This is a genomic window from Paucihalobacter sp. (genome assembly GCF_036825875.1).
Lineage (GTDB): Bacteria > Bacteroidota > Bacteroidia > Flavobacteriales > Flavobacteriaceae > Paucihalobacter.
This window is the reverse complement of sequence record NZ_DAISXK010000001.1, coordinates 122,605-143,329: the sequence shown is the minus strand read 5'-3', so window position 1 is coordinate 143,329 and position 20,725 is coordinate 122,605. Positions and strand designations below refer to the sequence as shown.

Sequence of the window (20,725 nt, the reverse complement as noted above, 5' to 3'; positions counted from 1 at the left end):
TGATAATAATCATGTCATCAATTCCATATTTTCATTAAATTTGGAGGTATGAGTAACATCGTTTCACAGCGTATTTTTGATTTCCTCAAGGACTTTCCGCCCTTCAATTTTGTTAAACATTCGGATTTAATCACTATTTCGAGTACTTGTGTTGTTCGATATTTAGAAAAAGAGGAGCTGGTATTTAACACCAACGATTTGTTGCACAAGTATTTCTATGTCGTGAAAGATGGCGCTGTTGGCCTTTATCGAAATAATCACTTGGTTGACCATTGCGATGAAGGTGATGTATTCGGCATTAGAGCTATTTTACGTAACGATGCCTATCAATTAAAAGCAGCTGCCATAGAAGAATCTATTGTGTATGCACTGCCTGCTGATAAATTTCTTGATATGGTTCAAAATAACCTAGAGGTCCATAAGTATTTGGCCACCGCTTTTGCTTCCAATTTGGCCATCAGAAATGATGAAAAAGATACTAAAGAGGTTTCTAATATTGATATTTTACCACTTCAAAGAGTACAATATAGCACGCCTGTTATAACCTGTATAACTCAAGATACCATCGCTGAAGCGGCTAAATTAATGACCGTACATAAAATAGGTTCCATCTTAATTACCGATAGTCAGCAGCAGCCTCTGGGAATTATAACTGATAAAGACCTTCGTTCTAAAATCGCCACTGGTTTTTTCAATATTAACGAAACCGTTACGCAAATCATGAGTGCTCCGGTTTATACATTTCCTCCTGATATTTCTGCTTTAGAAAGTCAGATGGCAATGCTAGAAAAAGGAATTTCGCATTTGTGCATTACCGAAGATGGCTCCGTCAATTCCCAAGTTTTAGGTATGGTAACGGCACATGACATTGTGGTTATGAACACCAATAATCCATCGGTTTTATTAAAGCAAATCAAACGCGCAAAATCCTTTGAAGCGTTGGCGGAAATTAGACAAAAACTACAACCGCTTATCCAAGCTTACTTTGATAGTGATGTTCCAGTTGATTTTATTGCGTCTGTAGTAAGCAGTGTCAATAATTGCATCACCCAAAAAATAATAGAACAAGTTATAACAACAAAAACCCAGCAACCACCCACAGCCTTTACCTGGCTGGCATTGGGAAGCCAAGGACGTGAAGAACAACTTTTGTTTACCGACCAAGACAATGCTCTAATTTTTGAAGATGTTGATGAAAAAGAACAGGCACAAGTAAAATCATATTTTTTAGATCTTGCCTCCGACATCAATAAAGCAATCGCCATCGTTGGTTTTGAAGAATGTCCAGCCAACATGATGGCTTCCAATCCGGAGTGGTGTATGTCTATTTCTGATTGGAAGGCACAGTTCGATAAATGGATTACCCGACCATCCGAAAATTCGATAATGATGTGTACCATTTTTTTCGATTTTAAACGGGTGTATGGTGATGTGAGTTTAGAATTGAAGCTATCAGAAAGCATTCGGCAATCTGTTGGAAGCTATGAGGTGTTTTTGAATTATCTCGGGTTGAATGCTTTACAAAATCCACCGCCACTTAGCTTTTTTCGTCAGTTTGTTGTTGAAGATAGTGGCGCACACCACGACCAATTCGATATTAAAGCACGTGCCATCATGCCATTGGTAGATGCGGCACGCTTGCTGATACTTGAAAAAGGTGTTAACGATCCAAAAAGCACTATCAAACGTTATGAAGCACTTGCAAAACTGGAGCCTCAAAATGAAGTTTTATACCAATCTTGCCTTGATGCTTTCAAAACCTTGCTGGCGTTTAGGACTATTGAAGGTTTAAAATATAAGGACAGCGGAAGGTTTGTGAAATTAGAACAATTGAGCAAATCTAACCGACTCAAATTAAAGCAAGCTTTCAAACCAATTAAAGAAGTTCAAAATGTCATTCAAATTCGATTTAAACTAGCGCAACTAATGTAACATGCTAAAGTGGTTTCAACATAAAAATTATCCTGATTTTTGGCAAGAATATGACGCTGCCAATAAGGTTCCACTACCCCATTCTATACAAGAAACTTCGTTTGTTGTGTTCGATACTGAAACTACCGGACTACATCCAAAAACAGATGTTGTATTGTCTATAGGTGCATTCAGAGTTAAAAATAAAACGGTATTTACTTCCCAAGGCTTAGAGCTATACCTTCAACAGGAACGCTTTAAAAAAGAAAGTGCTGCTATTCATGGTTTGCGAAAATCTGGAAACGAAATAAAAATACCAGAATCAGTAGCCATTGAAGAATTTTTAAGTTTTATTGGCAATAGCGTTTTAGTAGCGCATCACGCTGCCTTCGATATTGCCATGATGAATTCAGCCCTAAAACGCATGAATTTAGCCAAGCTTAAAAATAAATTTATTGATACTGCACAACTATTTCAAAGGGTTGTACCTTCGCAACAACAAGTAAAAAATTTGGGATTGGACGAAATTGCACGCTACTTTAAAATACCTCTGCACGACAGACATACCGCCAATGGTGATGCCTATATAACAGCCTTAATATTTATTAAACTTTATACCAAATATATTCAACTCAATGACCTAAAATTGAACGATTTTTTAAAATCCCATCAGCGAACAGGCTTATTATAAAACACACAATTATGGATACAAATTATACCGTAAAAATTAACCAACAAAGCAAACAGCAAATCCCCGCCAAAGCGATTACTGAATTAGATTTGGTGCCAGTAAACGAACAACTGGTTCATTTGCTACACAACAATCAATCCTATCTTGTTGAAATTGTTGAACAAGATTTCCACCAAAAAACTTACACTTTAAAAGTGCAAGGCAACCTCTACAAAGTTCAAATAAGCAACAGTTTAGACCAACTTATTGAATCTATGGGTTTGAGTATCACCTCGGCCAAGCATGTAAATAGTGTAAAAGCCCCTATGCCAGGGTTGATTTTAGATATTGCCGTTAAAAAAGGTGATGCGGTTAAAGAAAACGATACACTGCTCATTTTAGAAGCCATGAAAATGGAAAACAGTATTACCTCGCCACGTGAAGGCGTGATAAAAACCATCAATGTTTCCAAGGGCGATGCCGTGAATAAAAGTCAATTATTAGTGGAATTTGAATCATAAGAATAAAAAGATGAAAAAAATATTAGTTGCCAATCGAGGTGAAATAGCCATAAGAGTGATGCGGACTGCTAAAGAAATGGGCATTAAAACAGTCGCCGTGTATTCAACAGTCGATAGAAATTCGCCCCATGTCAAGTTTGCCGATGAAGCGGTATGTATAGGAGAAGCGCCATCCAACCAATCTTATTTGCGTGGCGATAAAATTATAGAAGTTGCCAAACAGCTTAACGTAGATGGCATTCATCCAGGTTATGGCTTTTTATCAGAAAATGCCGAGTTTGCAGAAATGGTCGAAAATAATGGCATCACTTTTATTGGTCCAGGCTCCAAAGCCATCCGCGTTATGGGAAGTAAATTGGCGGCTAAAGAAGCGGTAAGTCATTACAATATTCCCATGGTTCCGGGTATCGACAAAGCCATTACCGATGTTGAAAAAGCAAAGGCTATTGCCAACAATATAGGCTACCCTATTCTTATCAAAGCATCTGCTGGTGGTGGCGGTAAAGGAATGCGTGTTGTTAGTCATGCTGATGAATTGGAATCGCAAATGACACGTGCCATCAGCGAAACAACTTCAGCATTTGGAGATGGCTCCGTATTTATTGAAAAGTATGTTACGTCTCCACGACACATTGAAATACAAATTATGGCAGATACGCATGGCAATGTGATACACCTTTTCGAACGTGAATGCAGCATTCAACGTCGCCATCAAAAGGTAGTTGAGGAAGCGCCATCATCGGTATTAACACCTGAAATTCGTACTAAAATGGGCGAAGCGGCAATTAATGTGGCTAAATCTTGCGATTATGTTGGTGCTGGAACGGTAGAGTTTCTTTTGGATGCTGACCTGAATTTCTACTTTTTAGAAATGAATACGCGTCTTCAGGTAGAACATCCCGTAACCGAATTAATCACTGGTGTAGATTTGGTAGCCTTGCAAATACAAGTCGCCCGTGGCGAAGTATTGCCTATCAAGCAAAAGGATTTGCATATCAAAGGTCACGCCTTAGAATTGAGAGTCTATGCTGAAGATCCACTCAATAATTTTCTACCATCCGTTGGAAATCTAAGTACCTACCGCTTACCTAAAGGTGAAGGTATTCGCGTTGATAATGGTTTTGAAGAAGGTATGGATATTCCTATTTATTACGACCCAATGTTATCAAAATTAATTACCTACGGCAAGAATCGCACCGAAGCCATACAACTCATGTTAAGCGCCATTGCCAATTATCAGGTTGAAGGCGTGCAAACAACCTTGCCTTTCGGACGTTTTGTTTGCGAACACCATGCATTTATTTCAGGCGATTTCAACACGCATTTTGTAAAAGATTACTACGCGCCTGAAATGCTAAAAGCACAGCAAGACTCTGAAGCCTACATCGCCTCTTTAGTTGCTTTGTATCAATATGAAAAAGACCAACAAGTGTTGCGTATTCCCAATGTTTAAAATTGAAACTTATGAATCCTAAAATAGAAGAATTAAACAATAAATTAAATCAGGCCTATCTTGGTGGTGGCCAAGACAGAATTGAACGCCAACATCAAAATAAAAAACTAACCGCCCGCGAGCGTATTGATTATTTATTAGACGAAGGTTCCTTTGAAGAAATCGGTGCCTTGGTTACCCATCGTACCAAAGATTTTGGAATGGAAAACCAAATGTATTACGGCGATGGTGTGGTGACGGGTTATGGCACTATTGATGGACGCTTAGTATATGTATTTGCTCAAGATTTTACCGTATTTGGTGGTTCGCTTTCAGAAACCCATGCTGAAAAGATTTGCAAAATCATGGACTTGACGGTTAATGTAGGTGCACCATTTATTGGATTAAATGATTCGGGAGGTGCACGTATTCAAGAAGGTGTGCGCTCCTTAGGTGGTTATGCCGATATTTTCTACCGAAATGTACAGGCTTCAGGTGTGATACCTCAAATTTCAGCTATTATGGGTCCATGTGCCGGTGGCGCAGTGTATTCGCCAGCTATGACGGATTTCACCCTGATGGTGGAAAACACGAGTTATATGTTTGTAACGGGTCCTAGCGTGGTAAAAACCGTCACTAACGAAAGTGTAAGTAGCGAAGAACTCGGTGGTGCTTTGGTACACGCCTCTAAATCGGGTGTGGCGCATGTTACCTCAGTTAACGATGTGGCTTGCCTTGAAAGTATTAAGAAATTGATTTCTTACCTACCTCAAAGTAATAAAGAAACCGCTCCTAAGTATTCTTACGATCTTGAGGACGAATTAAGAACACAGCTCAATGGATTAGTTCCAGATAATCCAAATAAACCATACGATATGCATCAGGTAATTGATGGAATTATTGATGCAGATTCTTTTTATGAAATTCATAAAGATTACGCTGAAAATATTATTGTCGGATTTGCTAGATTGGGCGGACAAAGTATTGGTATCGTAGCCAATCAACCGATGTTTTTAGCCGGTGTATTAGATGTGAATAGTTCAAAAAAAGCAGCGCGATTTGTGCGTTTTTGCGATGCCTTTAATACACCGTTGTTGGTTTTGGAAGATGTACCAGGATTTTTACCTGGGACTGACCAAGAATGGAATGCAATTATCACCAACGGTGCAAAATTACTCTATGCCTTTAGCGAGGCTACGGTGCCACGTGTTACGGTGATTACCCGCAAAGCTTATGGTGGTGCCTACGATGTAATGAATTCTAAACACATTGGTGCCGATATGAATTTTGCATGGCCCACCGCCGAAATTGCCGTAATGGGTGCCAAAGGTGCAGCAGAAATTATCTTTAAAAAGGAAATTCAAGCCTCCGATGATCAAGAAGCTACTTTAAAAGCTAAAGAAACTGAATATGCCGATTTGTTTGCGAATCCTTACAGTGCAGCGCAACGTGGCTTTATAGATGAAGTTATTCTGCCAGACCAAACACGTCGCAAACTGATTAAAGCATTTACCATGCTGCAGGACAAGCAGGTCAATCATCCCATTCGCAAACATGGGAATATTCCTTTGTAGTTTAGTAGAAGATTAATATAGATACAATAAAGCGAACCTTATGCTAAGTTCGCTTTATTTATTTATAATAGCTTTGTCAAGCACCCTTTTTAGCTCTTCGGCCTTTTGAGTTCCTACACAAAGTTTTTTGCCGGTTTTCAATCGCAATGCGAGTCCTAAATTGCCTTTTACGTTATAAACTGTACCATACTTAGTACCAAGTCTTATTCCCCAGCCACCCACAAAGCCGTAATCCACCATTTCGGCCGATGCTATCGATTCCCATGGAATATGCTTACTGATTAACGGAAAAAAATTGATATAAATACCGCTTCTGTTGATAGTGGTTTCTAAACGCATGGTGACAAACAATGCAAAAAGCGCAAATGTAAAAACAACATACAACAACACGCCCCAACTTGGTAAAGGATGGTCACCAATGGGTTTGTCAATTACAAAATGACTGTAAATCAGGTACACTGCAAATAGGTCGAAAGCAATGAGTATAACCCATAACCACCATTGGGTAAACCGTTGTGTTTCTTTAAAATTGATCGTTGTGTTCATATTGTATTGTTTATTATATTAAAATTTAAATTAGGTTAAAAAAACTAAATGTTATTTTCTGTACTTGATACGTTATAAATCCCAACCAATTGTTGATTGCAAAACATAATCCGTTTTGTTGGTAGTTTGAACTGGCTGGTTGTCGTGGTTTAAGGTAATCCCAAAATTGATATAAAAATTTAGAGGCAAATCATATTTTAAGTCAAATCGCGAATCTACACGAAACCTTCCTTTTTCTGTAAAACTCGGATACGCTACCACACGCGTTAGCAGCGTTAAATCGCCAATATTATAAATATTTAACTCAGTTCCTAGAAAACCTTCACCACTGTTATTATTACCGTCACTACCACTTACCATAAAACTTTCGTTATTGTACGAAACACCACTCTGAACCGCCCAGTACATTTTATTGCTCCTCAAAATATACTTTCCCATACCCAGTTTTGCCAGCGTTCTTAAATCAATATTTTGCTCTGTATTACTTAAAAATGACACTTCTGAAAGGGTGAACCAATTCTTTTTCATATAATACTTATAAACGAGGCCAGCGTCCATTCTGCGTACTGAGAATACTTCGTCCCGGGTCGTTCTTATTTGATTGTAATTAGAACTTAATGACCAGCGCTTTGCATTATAGGACAAAGCACTCCTCAAACTTAACTGCGACTGGTTATCTGATTTTATAAAGTTGTAGCCAACCGAAACACTTGCGTCCAATTTGCTCCAAAAATCAGACTTTACGACTACCAAAAGTACAATGGAATTGAGATTGGTAATGGCCAAAACTTCTCCTGAAACGGTTGAAATAGCAATGTCACCGTCAGAATTACTTTTCAAAGACCCATTGTAACGACTACCATTTTTCAAAGTTACCAAAAACTCTGTTTTGGTGCTAAGCGTTTTAATTTCGCTCCATTTTATTTTAAAATCCGAATCGCTATAATCTGTTTTAAAGGTGGTCACATCTTGCCGCATGCCTTTCAGTTCACCTTCAATTAAGTTGCCATTATTCAAAACTAACGAATCATTTTGAGCGTCAATTTCTGATATAAAAACATTCAGAAGAACAATTAGTAGCAATCTCAAATTCATGAAATTATAAACATTTTATAGGCGCGTTAGTTTTAAAACGTTTAGAAGTCTCAACATACACCTTAATATTCGTCTTTAAACAATATATAAATTATTCGTGTAAAACCAACTTATTTGTACACAGGATATGGCACAAACTCCGATTCACCAGGGACTTTCGGAAAGCGATGCGCAATCCAATCTTCTTTTGCTTGCTGTAAGCGTTCTTTACTAGACGACACAAAATTCCAATTGATAAAGCGTTCTTCAGGAAAAACTTCACCGCCAAAGATATACACTGTGGTGTTGGCAGTAATTTCAAATTCGCATAGCTTGGCATCTTTCGCGATTAAAATCTGCTTTGGTTGATAGGTATTGCCATCGCTTCGGATTTCGCCTTCTAAAATATAAAGCGCACTTTCACCAAACAGGTCATCACCTATGTTAATGGTTTGGGTGGTTTTACTTTTTATTTCAATGAAATACAAACTACTATGTATAGGAACAGGCGATGTTTTCCCAAATGCTTTACCTGCAATGAGTTTAAACCTGACACCATTGCGTTCCCAATGTGGAATATCTTTGGCCTCAACATGGTAAAAACTCGGATTAGTTTCTTCCAAATGTTTAGGTAAGGCTACCCAAATTTGAAGACCGTGCAAGCTTTTAGTGGAATCTCTTAAATAGTCAGGCGTTCTTTCGGAATGCACAACACCTTTGCCTGCGGTCATCCAGTTGACAGCGCCCGGTTTAATTTCAACCTCATTGCCCATGCTATCGCGGTGCATAATGGCACCTTCAAATAAAAAGGTAAGCGTTGAAAGTCCAATATGCGGATGTGGTAATACATCTAAATTATCACGCTCGCTCATTTTAGCAGGACCCATATGGGCTATAAAAACAAACGGACCAACCGCTCGTTTTTGTCGAAAGGGCAACAATCTTCCAACCATAAAGTTGCCGATATTGGCTGCTCTTTCTTCTATTATTAAATCGACATTAGACATATTGTTTTTTAATTTTAAAACTTAAATCGATGTGATTCTTATTTTATAATTTACGCAAATTGAGATTTATAAAAACGATAAAAACCAGTTTTGTGTTTATTTTGATTAGCCCATTCATCCATAATCTGAAAGTTTTTAATCTTTATTAGCTTTCGAAATGAGTTTTAAAGTTTCAATTAAATAAGCATCTTTTTTATTTAAATAATGCTCATAAAATAGGTCGGCGTGTAAAATCACATCCGAGCTTATATTGGCATCAGGCATGGATTTGTCTAAATCTTCTGAAAATTTATACAATCCAATGGGCATATTCACCAATAATTCGGAGTTTGGAAGTTCGTAAACCAATTGCATTCCAGCAGTAATATTTCGGAATGTTCCACCAATAGGTTCGCCAATAATTTTGCCTCTGTTTTGACTTTTGAAAAGCGCAGCAAAGTAAGCCGCAGCCGAAAAAGTTCGCCCACTCACTAATAAATAAACCTTGCCTTTATAAGCCCTTTTATTAGCTTTATTGGTTTTTTGATTTACCACTTTTACGTTGTAATAATCCTTGTTCTTAGTAAAACCTTTTTTGAAATTTTTCAGGTAGGCATCTAGCGCTTCAGCCGTCAAAGATCTGTTTTCAACTCCAACTAAATGCTGACTTTCTGGAAAATCGAAATCAGGCACAATCAATTCAATATGTTCGTTAAAATTATATTCAGCTATAAAGGAATAGAGCAACGACGGGACAATCATGTTGCCACCGCTATTGTAGCGCAAATCGATAATTAGGTTAGCAACGTTTTGTTTTTGAATGGTTTTAAAAATGTCTTCAAATTTTTTCTTAAAGGTGTCGTATTCATTCTTCACCTTTTCATCTCTCCATGTAAATGAATTTAACTGAATATAAAAAGTGTTTTCTGCTTCAAAAAACTGGGTATTGATAGTATTCGCAAGTTGCTCTCTGTGCAACGGCATCACTGTATTTTTATAAATCTGTTCTCTTGATTCAACATTTATAGCGTCAAGTTGCAAATAGTGAATTTCAGAATCCTTAGGTAAAGAATATGCAATCTGAAATGCGTTGACGGCACCGTATTTCAGTAAAAATAGTATATCGAACGAGCGCTCAAGATTGCGTATTTCAAATGTAGTAGCCGCTCTTAACACACTGACTAATATACTGTCTACTGACTTTCCGTTAATTTCAGAAATAACAGAACCATAAGGAATAGCCGCATTTTCGGCATTCACCAAGAACTGATTATTCTCAATGATAAAAGGCATAGGAAATAACACCTTGTTGTCTCCCAAAACAGATTCTACAATAGTACTTGGAAGGTTGATGTTGCCGTGACCGTCGGTAGCACCACTTGGTTTCGAACCCATCAAAAACCTAAAAAACTCAACAGCCGTTAAGTTTTGTCCATTTAATTCCTTGCCGCGATTTTCAAGATAGTTTCTCAGTGTGTTTTTTTCAGTCTCGCTTAACGTCGGCGATACCTCACAAATAATATTTACCAAAATCTGGTAATCTTCAGACAATTGAACATCGTCTAACTGTGTTTGTCCTCTTAAATTGAGAAACGACAACAGTGCACATAAAAAAAATAAATGCCTCATAACACCAGATAAAGGATTAATAATGAGTTAAATTTAATAAAAAATCAAGTCACATCCTTTAAAAATTCATCAGTGAAACGAAATAAGCTATATCTACTAAAACAAAGGTTGATAAATTGACTTAGCAAAAGTGTTTTTAGCTTTTCTTATTAGTCAAATAAGAATCCACCGAATACTTTCCAGCACCCGATAATAAAATTACCAAGAAAGCGAACAAATACAACAATGCCATTTCTTTTTTGGCAAATGGATCGTTTAAATGCACCACAAAAGCAGCCACAAACATGGTCACTAAAGCTGGAATGGTAGCCAATTTGGTTTTTAACCCAATGATAATAAACACGGGCGCTAGCACTTCCCCAATTAAAGCGAGTACCAGACTCAAGCCGCTTCCAACGCCCAAAGGGTCAGGAAACACTATAGGTGTAGCACTTAATCTTGCAATTTTTGGTAAGCCATGGGTGAGCATAAGGGCACCAAAGCCAAGTCTTAAAATAAGTAATCCGATGTGGTGTAAATTTTTGTTCATGGTTTAAAGTTTATGGTTTGTGGTTTGTGGTTTGTGGTTCGTGGTTCATGGTTTAAGGCAATAATTGTACATCGTATATTGTACTTCTAATATCGTAAATCGCACTTCTAATATCAACCTCCTTTTTGCCCCACAAACTGATGTGTTTTTAGTTTAAACAATACATTAAAACTGGTTAGACTACCGTAAGATCTGGTAATGTACTGCTGCAGATCAATTTTTTCTTGTTCGTCTAGATTGCTGCTATTAATTTTTTGTTCCATCACGCGCAAGCGGTCACGCACCATGGTGATTTTATGAAAGAAAGTATCAATAGGTATTTCCTTACCTTGCAATGAGGTGTCGCCTGGTTCTAAAATTAAATTACCACCTTTCCATTTATCGGCAATAGGTACCACTTCAGAAACATCACTCCACTTTTTCAATATTTCAACCAAACTGCTTTGTACTTCAAAAAAGCTGATAGTGTCTACTTCATCTTCAGTGGCTTCAATCACTTCAAATTCTGAATCTAAATCAATGGTTTCTAATCCACTGTCAATAAATGTTACCCAATAATGTTTAGAGGTTACGTTGGTTACCACGCCTTTTCCAAATTCGGGGTGGTCAATTCTTGAGCCTATTCCTAAAAGTTTCATTCAATACTATTTTAATTATATAAAATTTATCACACAATAATAGTAAATATGAATTAAATTCTATCCAAAAGAAATCGAATTTAAATCGGCAATATCAACAAATAATTCCAACAAAAAAAGGCATCTATAAAACATAGATGCCTCTATTAATGATGAAAATAATAAACTAAAGCACTTTATTGATGCGCTCAATCCAAGTTTGGGTCAGCTGAAGTTCGCCATTTAATTGAAAGGTATCGTCTGTATTATAAAATTCCCAGAACACATCCGATACATGACCATTTTTAGGCAAAAAACGTATACCTAATCGTTCAATAACCTTCAAATTGTTGTTTTTAGCATAATGTGTTTCTAAGGTAGCGGCTGAGATTTCTTTTAAGGATATGGCATGTTGCTCTATTTCATCTCCTTTTTGCTTTATTAGATATAGCATGCTTGAAGTGATGTCTAAACCAATAATCATATGCGCGCAAATATCATATTGATTGATCGTGTGGTCATATTGAGCGGCCAATTTTTTTAATGACTGCACTAAGTTTTTGTTATGATTTTTTTGGCTAGCCACAAAGTAAACGATGGGTGAAGCGCAAACAGCAACTAAAATTGCCCCAGTAACGGTAATTCCTAAATTCATTTTAAATGATAATTAATTATTAATGATAAATAAAGGTGGTAATGCTAGCAAAACCACGGATGAATAAAATTTATGAGAATTTTATTACTACCAGAAATAATGAAAAGGAAAGATTAGGTCTGATTTTCGGGATGCAATCAAACAATTATTATAAAAAACCGTGTAATGGTTAAGCCGAACCAAAACTAAGGTTTCACTAAAATCGATGGAAAGGTAAAATTTTACGAAACTGTTTTCTTCAGCTTGAAAACGAGATTGGTATCCCGCCATAGAAATTTCCGACTCTGGTGTAAGACCCAATAAGCGTATACCACCAATCGAAATATCTGCGTGCTTTTGCGGACTAGATGCCGCTATAAATTCTTCAGAATTTACAACCTTAGCGTCAACATTAAAGCCAAATGCACTGCCAAAAAACAGGACTAAATAACAGGCTGAAAATAGCAGCTTTAATTTCATAATCTAAAACAAATGCACACATCAAATGTAATCAAATATCATGCTGTTTATTACTTTGTAGAAAATATTTTTAAATCATGTAAAGCCATGGTATTCATACCTTTAAAATCATAGTATAATATTTAAATTCAACCAAATAAAACAATATGTATTAGCATCTAACTTCTTTCTGTTTTAGCGACTAAATCTTTACCTTTGTAACTTTGTTTACCTTCATTAGGTATTTAAAAAATGCTATGAATAAATTTGATGATGCAATTGAGGTTAAAGGCGCACGCGTTCATAACCTCAAAAATATTGATGTTACCATACCCCGAGATAAACTTGTGGTGATTACAGGCCTTTCGGGCAGTGGCAAATCGTCCTTGGCTTTCGATACCATTTATGCCGAAGGCCAGCGCCGCTATATTGAAACCTTTTCAGCGTATGCCCGTCAGTTTTTAGGCGGATTAGAACGTCCAGATGTTGATAAAATTGACGGTCTTTCACCTGTTATTGCCATTGAACAAAAAACCACCAGTAAATCGCCACGCTCAACGGTTGGAACTATTACTGAAATTTACGATTTTTTACGATTACTTTACGCAAGAGCCAGCGATGCTTACAGTTACAATACTGGAGAGATGATGGTGAGTTACACCGATGAACAAATAAACGAGCTGATATTAGAAGCTTTTGATGGTAAGCGTGTAAGCATTTTGGCGCCAGTTATTCGCTCAAGAAAAGGACATTACCGTGAGTTATTTGAGCAAATCGCCAAGCAAGGTTTCGTAAAAGTGCGCACCGATGGAGATATTAAAGATATCGAAAAAGGAATGCGTCTAGACCGTTACAAAACACACGATATTGAAATCGTAATCGACCGCTTACAAATAGATAAAAGCGAAGACACCATCAAACGTTTAAACGATTCCATCCACACCGCCATGTATCACGGTGAAGATGTGCTGATGGTGATCGAACAAGAAACGGGAGAATTGCGCTATTTCAGTCGGAATTTAATGTGTCCATCCTCAGGAATTTCCTATCCAAATCCCGAGCCGAACAACTTTTCATTTAACTCGCCAAAAGGCGCTTGCGACCGCTGTAATGGGATTGGCGATTTGTATGTGGTAAATACAGATAAAATAATCCCAGATCCCAAATTATCCATTAAAAATGGCGCTTTGGCACCGCACGGACCGCAAAAAAGCAGTTGGGTTTTTAAACAATTCGAACTCATCGCGCAACGTTATAACTTTTCGCTGTCCGATGCTTATAAAGATATTCCTGAAGAAGCCAAGCAAATGATTCTGTTTGGTGGTAAAGATAAATTTTCGGTAGAAAGCAAAACGCTAGGTGTGACGCGCGACTATAAAATAGACTTTGAAGGCGTTGCTAATTTTATTGATAACCAATATCACAACAACGATTCTAAATCACTTCAGCGTTGGGCAAAGGAATATATGGATAAAATTACCTGTCCAGAGTGTGAAGGATCGCGATTAAAAAAGGAGTCGCTTTATTTTAAAGTCAACAGTAAAAATATTGCCGAATTGGCAAATATGGATATCAGCGATCTAGCGGTATGGATAGATAAATTGCCCAAGCAACTCAGTAGCAAACAGCTAAAAATAGCAGAAGAAATTATAAAAGAAATAAAAAGTCGTTTGCAGTTTCTGTTAGATGTCGGACTTAATTATTTAAGCTTAAACCGAAGCTCAAAATCACTATCGGGTGGTGAAGCACAACGCATCAGGTTGGCTACCCAAATCGGGTCGCAATTGGTTGGTGTTTTGTATATTTTAGACGAGCCAAGTATTGGCTTGCACCAGCGCGATAACGACAGGCTCATTAATTCGCTCATGGCCTTACGGGATGTTGGCAATTCAGTAATTGTGGTAGAACACGATAAAGACATGATTGAACGTGCCGATTATGTGATTGACATCGGACCCCATGCAGGCCGCCATGGTGGTGAGATTATAAGTATTGGCACACCTAAGGAATTACTCAACAGCAACACCCTTACAGCCCAGTATCTCAATGGAAAACTCAGTATCAATATTCCAGAAACAAGACGTAAAGGCAACGGAAAAACCTTAAGCCTAAAAGGCTGTACTGGAAACAATCTTAAAAACGTAGACGTGGCCTTACCTCTAGGAACCATGATTGGGGTTACGGGTGTTTCTGGTAGTGGTAAATCTACTTTAATAAATGAAACCCTCTACCCTATTTTAAACGCACATTTTTTCAATGGGGTTAAAAAACCCATGCCTTATAAAAGTATCAAAGGTTTAGAGCATATCGATAAGGTTATCGACATCAACCAATCGCCAATTGGTCGCACACCAAGGAGTAATCCAGCTACTTATACTGGTACGTTTGGCGAAATACGAAGTTTGTTTGCTATGATTCCAGAGGCGATGATACGCGGCTACAAAGCGGGCAGATTTAGTTTTAATGTAGCAGGCGGACGCTGCGAAACCTGCCAAGGTGGTGGTTTACGCGTCATAGAAATGAATTTCCTACCCGATGTTTATGTTGAGTGCGAAACCTGCCAAGGCAAACGATTTAACAGAGAAACATTAGAAATAAGATACAAAGGCAAATCCATCAGTGATGTTTTAAATATGACCATCGACGAGGCCGTTGACTTCTTTGAACACATCCCTAAAATACACCGAAAACTCAAAACGATTAAAGATGTTGGCTTGGGCTATATCACCTTAGGGCAACAAAGTACAACCTTGTCGGGTGGTGAAGCCCAGCGTATCAAACTGGCTACCGAATTAAGCAAACGCGATACTGGTAACACTTTTTATATTTTAGACGAACCAACAACCGGTTTGCATTTTGAAGACATTAATGTTTTGATGAAAGTACTACAAAAACTAGTGAACAAAGGCAATACCGTATTGATTATCGAACACAACTTAGACGTCATAAAAATGGTTGATTATATTATTGATATTGGTTACGAAGGTGGCAAAGGCGGCGGACAAGTCGTAGCTGTAGGCACGCCAGAAAAACTAATTCAAGATAAGAAAAGCCACACCGCCAAGTTTTTAAGAAAAGAATTGGATGTCGTGGTAAGTAATTAATAGACTGATGACTGGAAGAATGGTTTGAAATAAGTATTTTTAACACTCATTTGGAAAAAGAACAGAGAAAAGAGAAAACCTTGAACCTTGAACTTTAAATACCAAAAATAGAACACCAACATATGAGAGCAGAATTTAAACACAAAGGCTGGAACGAAATAAAAACAAACGACTCATGGGCCATTTTCAAAATCATGGGAGAATTCGTCACAGGATTTGAACGCATGAGTAAAATAGGACCTTGTGTATCCATTTTTGGGTCGGCTAGAACAAAGCCAGATCATAAATATTACCAATTAGCGGTTGACGTTGCCCAAAAAATAGTAGAACACGGCTACGGCGTCATAACCGGTGGTGGCCCTGGTATTATGGAAGCAGGTAACAAAGGTGCGCATTTGGGCGGCGGCACTTCTGTGGGTTTAAATATCGATTTGCCTTTCGAGCAACACGACAATCCGTATATTGATTCCGATAAAAGTTTAGACTTTGATTACTTCTTCGTGCGCAAGGTGATGTTTGTTAAATATTCGCAAGGTTTTGTGGTAATGCCTGGCGGATTCGGAACTTTAGACGAATTGTTTGAAGCCATTACGCTGATTCAAACGCATAAAATAGACCTTTTTCCTATTATATTAGTGGGAAGTGAATTTTGGGGTGGATTATGGGAATGGGTAAAAACCACCATGACCGAAGCAGGCAATATCAGTCCAAAAGATATAGACTTAGTGCAGATTGTTGATTCTGCTGATGAAGTGGTTGATATACTAAATAAATTTGACGAAAACTATAGGTTGAGCCCTAATTTCTAAAACATACCAAGGTTTACTATGATTAAATTTCGTTGTAGTGTATTTATATTGACGCTAGGCCTATCGTTGTGCTTACATGCCCAAAGTAGTGTTAAAGTGATGTTTTACAATTTATTAAACTATCCAACAGAAACCATATTTCCTGAAAGAGATTCTGATTTAGAAGCGATTTTAAGTGACTACCAACCAGACTTATTTTTAGTTTGCGAACTTAATAATGAAACAGGCGCCGATAACCTTCTTACCATAACTCAAAACGCCATTCGTCCTGAATATGCCATGGCGAATTTTGTAACCAATAGCTCCGATGATTTAACAGGCGACAATAATGAGCTTCAAAATATGCTGTATTACGACAGCACTAAGTTTATACTAGAAAACCAAACTGAAATAACAACCTTAGTGCGTGATTTTAACCACTATAAGTTGAAGCTGAACACGGTAAATCAGGAATTCGATCCAATAATTTTAGATGTTATAGTTTGCCACTTAAAAGCCGCCACTGGTCCTTCTAACGAGAATATACGTTTTCAAATGGTACAAGATTTAGTTGCCTATTTAGATACCCTGCCTGAAGATAGCCACATTATTTTAGGCGGCGATTTAAACCTTTATTCTGCCTTTGAATCAGCCTTTCAAGAATTGTTAGATGTGACGAACCACATCACTTTTGCCGACCCTCCCAACCGCGTTGGCGTTTGGAGTAACAACCTCGATTTTTTAGATGTTTTTACCCAATCAACGCGAACCATGTCGAACTTGGGAGGCGCTGCAGGTGGTTTTGACGACCGCTTTGATTTTATTTTAACTTCCGAAAATATGCTGAATAATGCCGATCTATATTACGTAGAAGACTCCTATCAAGTTTTTGGAAATAACAATAACCCAGATTGCTATAATCGTGCTATCAATTCAGGAGATTGCAGCGGTCCCGAATTTTCATTGGCCATTCGGCAGTCGTTACACAATTTTAGCGACCATTTGCCCGTTACCTTAACACTAGAAACGCCGCAGCTTTTAAGCATTTCTGAAATAGATCAAAAAACGGCTTTCAGTTTAAATAAAACATTAATTTTAAATGGTACAATACAGATTCAACATAAAAACACAGCTATTCAAGAATTTAAAATCATCAATCAATTAGGGCAAGTGGTGCATATATTTTCAGCTGATGCTTCAGGAAACACAACGGCGAATCTAAACTTTTTAACATCGGGTGTGTACACTTTGGTTGTGCCTTCATCATCTAACAAGGTTATTAAATTCATCCTCTCCAATTGAAACAGAACCACATCATAGTTGCATCCCTAATGGCATTTGCCCAGTTTTTAACATCTCAAAATGTAATAACTATTGAGGCCAAACTGGACGTGCCTTCTAAATCGCTCACTATTGAACAACAGATCATCTATCAAAACACTTCAAACGACACCCTTAAAACCATTTATTTAAACGACTGGAATAACGCCTATTCAACCAAAAAAACACCCTTAGCCAAGCGTTTTGAGATGGAGTTCAGCACCAAATTTCATTTGGCAAAAAGCGAACAACGTGGCTTTACAGTAGTAACTTCCATTATAAACCAAGAAAGAGATAGTCTTAATTTTAATTACCTTAAAGATCATCCCGATGTAATTGAAGTCCATTTGAACAAACCTTTATACCCTAGAGCTTCCTATAATATCAATTTAAATTATGTAAGCGTGGTGCCTGATGCAACCTTTACTGATTATGGCATCGATAAAAACAATACCTTCAACCTTAAATACTGGTATATTGTACCAGCACTTTACAATGGCGAATGGCATTATTACAGCAATAAAAATTTGGACGATTTACTCATTCCAAAAGCTGATATTTACATTGATATGCAACATCCGCGTAATTACACCATAGTTTCAGAATTGGATGTTGTTAACTTCTTGCCTGACGGACTTAAACAAACCACTAGCTTATTTGGTAAAGATAGAACTGATACTTTTATGGTAATTGGCACTTATCCCAATTATAAATTCGTGCAAACAGATCAATTCACCATCATTTCAAATATTACCGAAAAAGGATTAAAACCTGAAGACAAAGCTATCTATACGGATAAAATAGTGCGATTTTTAACGGATAATTTAGGTACCTATCCACATCAAAAATTAGTAGTTTCTAATCTGGCCTATGCACGCGATCCCTTATACGGACTGAACCAATTACCAGATTTTATCAAAGTATTTCCCGATAATTTTCAGTACGAACTTAAACTCCTAAAAACCGCTCTTAAAAAGTATATCGACAATATCTTGCTAATGCATCCACGCAATGATTATTGGTTATCTGAAGGTTTACAAATTTACTACATGATGAAATATGTAGAGATCAACTATCCCGAAACTAAACTAATGGGTTCACTTTCAAATATTTGGGGTGTGCGTTCTTTTAATGTCGCAAAAGTAGATTTCAATTTCCAGTACTATTTGTTTTTTATGGAAATGGCTCGTAAAAACAACGACCAACCCTTGAGCATGCCAAAAGATCAATTGATTAAGTTCAATGCCAATATCGCCAATAAATACAAGGCTGGTGTGGGATTGAAATATTTAGATGAATTTATCAACGCTGATATTTTTGAAACAACCGTCGGTGAATTTTTAGAAAGTAACAAACTTGAGTTTACTACTACCAAAGAATTTGAAAACGCAATCAAACGCAAAACTACTAGAGATATTGATTGGTTTTTTAACGATTATGTTCAAACCCGCAAAAAGATAGACTTTAAATTTGAAGACGTAGTTACCACCGAAGATTCCATTATTATCACCATTAAAAATAAACGCGATCACGCGGTGCCAGCAAGACTTTGGGCATTTCAGAAAGATTCCGTAAAACAAAGTATTTGGGTTGAAAATATTAAAGGCAGTAAAACAATCAGCATTGCTCGAGATAGTATAGACAATCTTATTCTGAATGAGGATGATGTATTGCCAGAATTCAACCGCCGGGATAATTACCATAAAATAAACAGCTTTTTCGCATCCCGAAAACCCTTTCAAGTCCGACTATTTAAGGACTTAGAAGACCCCAAATACAATCAGATATTTATGATGCCATTAATTGAGTTTGGTAATATCTACGACGGACTTACTTTAGGCGCTAAGCTTTATAACAAAACCTTGTTGCGACGCCGACTCAATTACAGATTTTCGCCACAGTATGCCACCAACTCTAATACCCTTACTGGGTCGGCGTCGGTATTTTATACGCATAATTTAGAAAATCAGGATTTATTCGATATCACTTATGGCATGAGTGCTAATTATCGCTCGTTTGCACAAGATGCTTTCTTTACTACATTTACACCTCAGTTGGCATTTACATTTAGGAAAGACAGCGACTTTAGAAATGACATGACCCAACAGGTAAGTCTGCGCTACGTTAACATACGACGCAGATTAGGCCCCGATGCCATTGTTGAATTAGACGAACCAGATTACAGCGTTTTAAACCTAAGATATGTCCTCATTAACCCTGGCGTGATCAATTATAACAGGTTGTACGGAGATTTTCAAATTGCAGATAAGTTTAGTAAAATTGCAGTTAATTATGAATACCGTAAACTGTTCGAAAACAACCAACAATTTAGTTTTAGATTTTTTGCCGGGGCATTTCTTCATAACAACACGGCAGGCGACTCTAATTTTTTTAGTTTTGCTTTAGATAGGCCAACGGATTATTTATTCGATTTCCCTTATTTAGGACGCTCGGAGGATTCTGGCCTTTTTAGCCAACAGCTTATAATTGCTGAAGGTGGTTTTAAATCGAAACTAGCCACACCTTTTGCCAACCAATGGATGACCACTGCCAACTTTAGCGCCTCCATTTGGCGCTATATTCAAGCTTATGGCGATGTAGGTTTGGTTAAAAACAAATTCGATTCTACCAAGTTTGTATACGACTCTGGAATAAGATTGGTACTGGTTGAGGATTATTTCGAAATATTTTTCCCAGTTTATTCAAGTTTAGGATGGGAATTAGGCCAACAAGACTACGACCAACGAATCCGATTTATGTTTACCGTAGATCCGCAAGTTTTATTAGGTCTTTTCAGACGCAAATGGTATTAACAAATGTTTAGTGTAAATTCGATTTATGAGTATATTTTAAGGATTTCATAAATTTAAGCGCTATAAATTGGTAATTATTTAATATTGTAAGCTATTTAAGAGTTGTTATACATTAATT

Annotated in this window: 17 protein-coding genes; 9 read left to right on the top strand and 8 right to left on the bottom strand. The window is 37.3% G+C overall.

Annotated features, from left to right (window positions below; translation table 11 throughout):
* The first annotated feature begins 48 nt into the window (after positions 1-48).
* From V7Z48_RS00645 to V7Z48_RS00625, 5 genes are read left to right on the top strand one after another with little or no spacing between them, the layout of a single operon-like run.
* Positions 49-1,932: a DUF294 nucleotidyltransferase-like domain-containing protein gene (locus tag V7Z48_RS00645; RefSeq protein WP_334111447.1), complete on the top strand. Its 1,884-nt coding sequence runs from the start codon at positions 49-51 to the stop codon at positions 1,930-1,932.
* A 1-nt stretch (position 1,933) separates the two neighbouring features.
* A complete protein-coding gene (locus tag V7Z48_RS00640; RefSeq protein WP_334111446.1) occupies positions 1,934-2,602 on the top strand; it encodes a 3'-5' exonuclease in 669 nt (222 codons plus the stop codon).
* A gap of 11 nt (positions 2,603-2,613) precedes the next feature.
* Entirely contained in the window at positions 2,614-3,102 is a 489-nt protein-coding gene (locus V7Z48_RS00635; protein WP_334111445.1) for an acetyl-CoA carboxylase biotin carboxyl carrier protein subunit, read from the top strand.
* A gap of 10 nt (positions 3,103-3,112) precedes the next feature.
* Complete coding sequence (accC, locus tag V7Z48_RS00630; RefSeq protein ID WP_334111444.1) at positions 3,113-4,555, top strand: acetyl-CoA carboxylase biotin carboxylase subunit; 1,443 nt, start codon at positions 3,113-3,115, stop codon at positions 4,553-4,555.
* A gap of 11 nt (positions 4,556-4,566) precedes the next feature.
* The gene (locus V7Z48_RS00625; protein WP_334111443.1) at positions 4,567-6,108 is read left to right on the top strand and encodes an acyl-CoA carboxylase subunit beta; all 1,542 of its coding nucleotides are present in this window, start codon (positions 4,567-4,569) and stop codon (positions 6,106-6,108) included.
* 54 nt (positions 6,109-6,162) lie between these two features.
* Here V7Z48_RS00625 and V7Z48_RS00620 read toward each other — a convergent pair whose 3' ends face one another.
* The 8 genes from V7Z48_RS00620 to V7Z48_RS00585 form a co-directional block, all read right to left on the bottom strand.
* Positions 6,163-6,654, bottom strand: coding sequence for a hypothetical protein (locus V7Z48_RS00620; RefSeq protein WP_334111442.1), 492 nt, complete (start codon positions 6,652-6,654; stop codon positions 6,163-6,165).
* Between the two features lie 72 nt (positions 6,655-6,726).
* Positions 6,727-7,749, bottom strand: coding sequence for a DUF481 domain-containing protein (locus tag V7Z48_RS00615; RefSeq protein WP_334111441.1), 1,023 nt, complete (start codon positions 7,747-7,749; stop codon positions 6,727-6,729).
* Positions 7,750-7,859: 110 nt separating this feature from the next.
* Positions 7,860-8,735: a pirin family protein gene (locus V7Z48_RS00610; protein ID WP_334111440.1), complete on the bottom strand. Its 876-nt coding sequence runs from the start codon at positions 8,733-8,735 to the stop codon at positions 7,860-7,862.
* 135 nt (positions 8,736-8,870) lie between these two features.
* A complete protein-coding gene (locus V7Z48_RS00605; protein WP_334111439.1) occupies positions 8,871-10,343 on the bottom strand; it encodes a S41 family peptidase in 1,473 nt (490 codons plus the stop codon).
* Positions 10,344-10,479: 136 nt separating this feature from the next.
* Positions 10,480-10,872, bottom strand: a complete 393-nt coding sequence (locus V7Z48_RS00600) for a DoxX family protein (RefSeq protein WP_334111438.1) — start codon at positions 10,870-10,872, stop codon at positions 10,480-10,482.
* 113 nt (positions 10,873-10,985) lie between these two features.
* Positions 10,986-11,510, bottom strand: a complete 525-nt coding sequence (locus tag V7Z48_RS00595; RefSeq protein WP_334111437.1) for a hypothetical protein — start codon at positions 11,508-11,510, stop codon at positions 10,986-10,988.
* A 166-nt stretch (positions 11,511-11,676) separates the two neighbouring features.
* Entirely contained in the window at positions 11,677-12,144 is a 468-nt protein-coding gene (locus tag V7Z48_RS00590) for a hypothetical protein (protein ID WP_334111436.1), read from the bottom strand.
* Between the two features lie 87 nt (positions 12,145-12,231).
* Positions 12,232-12,603 carry a hypothetical protein gene (locus V7Z48_RS00585; protein ID WP_334111435.1) on the bottom strand — a complete coding sequence of 124 codons (372 nt, stop codon included), beginning with the start codon at positions 12,601-12,603 and terminating at the stop codon, positions 12,232-12,234.
* A gap of 236 nt (positions 12,604-12,839) precedes the next feature.
* Here V7Z48_RS00585 and uvrA point away from each other — a divergent pair, with 236 nt between their 5' ends.
* The 4 genes from uvrA to V7Z48_RS00565 all read left to right on the top strand — a co-directional run bounded on the left by uvrA (position 12,840) and on the right by V7Z48_RS00565 (position 20,607).
* On the top strand, positions 12,840-15,686 hold the full coding sequence (gene uvrA, locus V7Z48_RS00580) for an excinuclease ABC subunit UvrA (RefSeq protein WP_334111434.1): 2,847 nt from the start codon (positions 12,840-12,842) through the stop codon (positions 15,684-15,686).
* Between the two features lie 122 nt (positions 15,687-15,808).
* Positions 15,809-16,495, top strand: a complete 687-nt coding sequence (locus V7Z48_RS00575; RefSeq protein ID WP_334111433.1) for a TIGR00730 family Rossman fold protein — start codon at positions 15,809-15,811, stop codon at positions 16,493-16,495.
* Positions 16,496-16,513: 18 nt separating this feature from the next.
* Complete coding sequence (locus tag V7Z48_RS00570) at positions 16,514-17,776, top strand: hypothetical protein (RefSeq protein WP_334111432.1); 1,263 nt, start codon at positions 16,514-16,516, stop codon at positions 17,774-17,776.
* On the top strand, positions 17,773-20,607 hold the full coding sequence (locus V7Z48_RS00565) for a metalloprotease (RefSeq protein ID WP_334111431.1): 2,835 nt from the start codon (positions 17,773-17,775) through the stop codon (positions 20,605-20,607). The genes V7Z48_RS00570 and V7Z48_RS00565 overlap by 4 nt, the downstream gene beginning before the upstream one ends.
* The last annotated feature ends 118 nt before the right edge of the window (positions 20,608-20,725 follow it).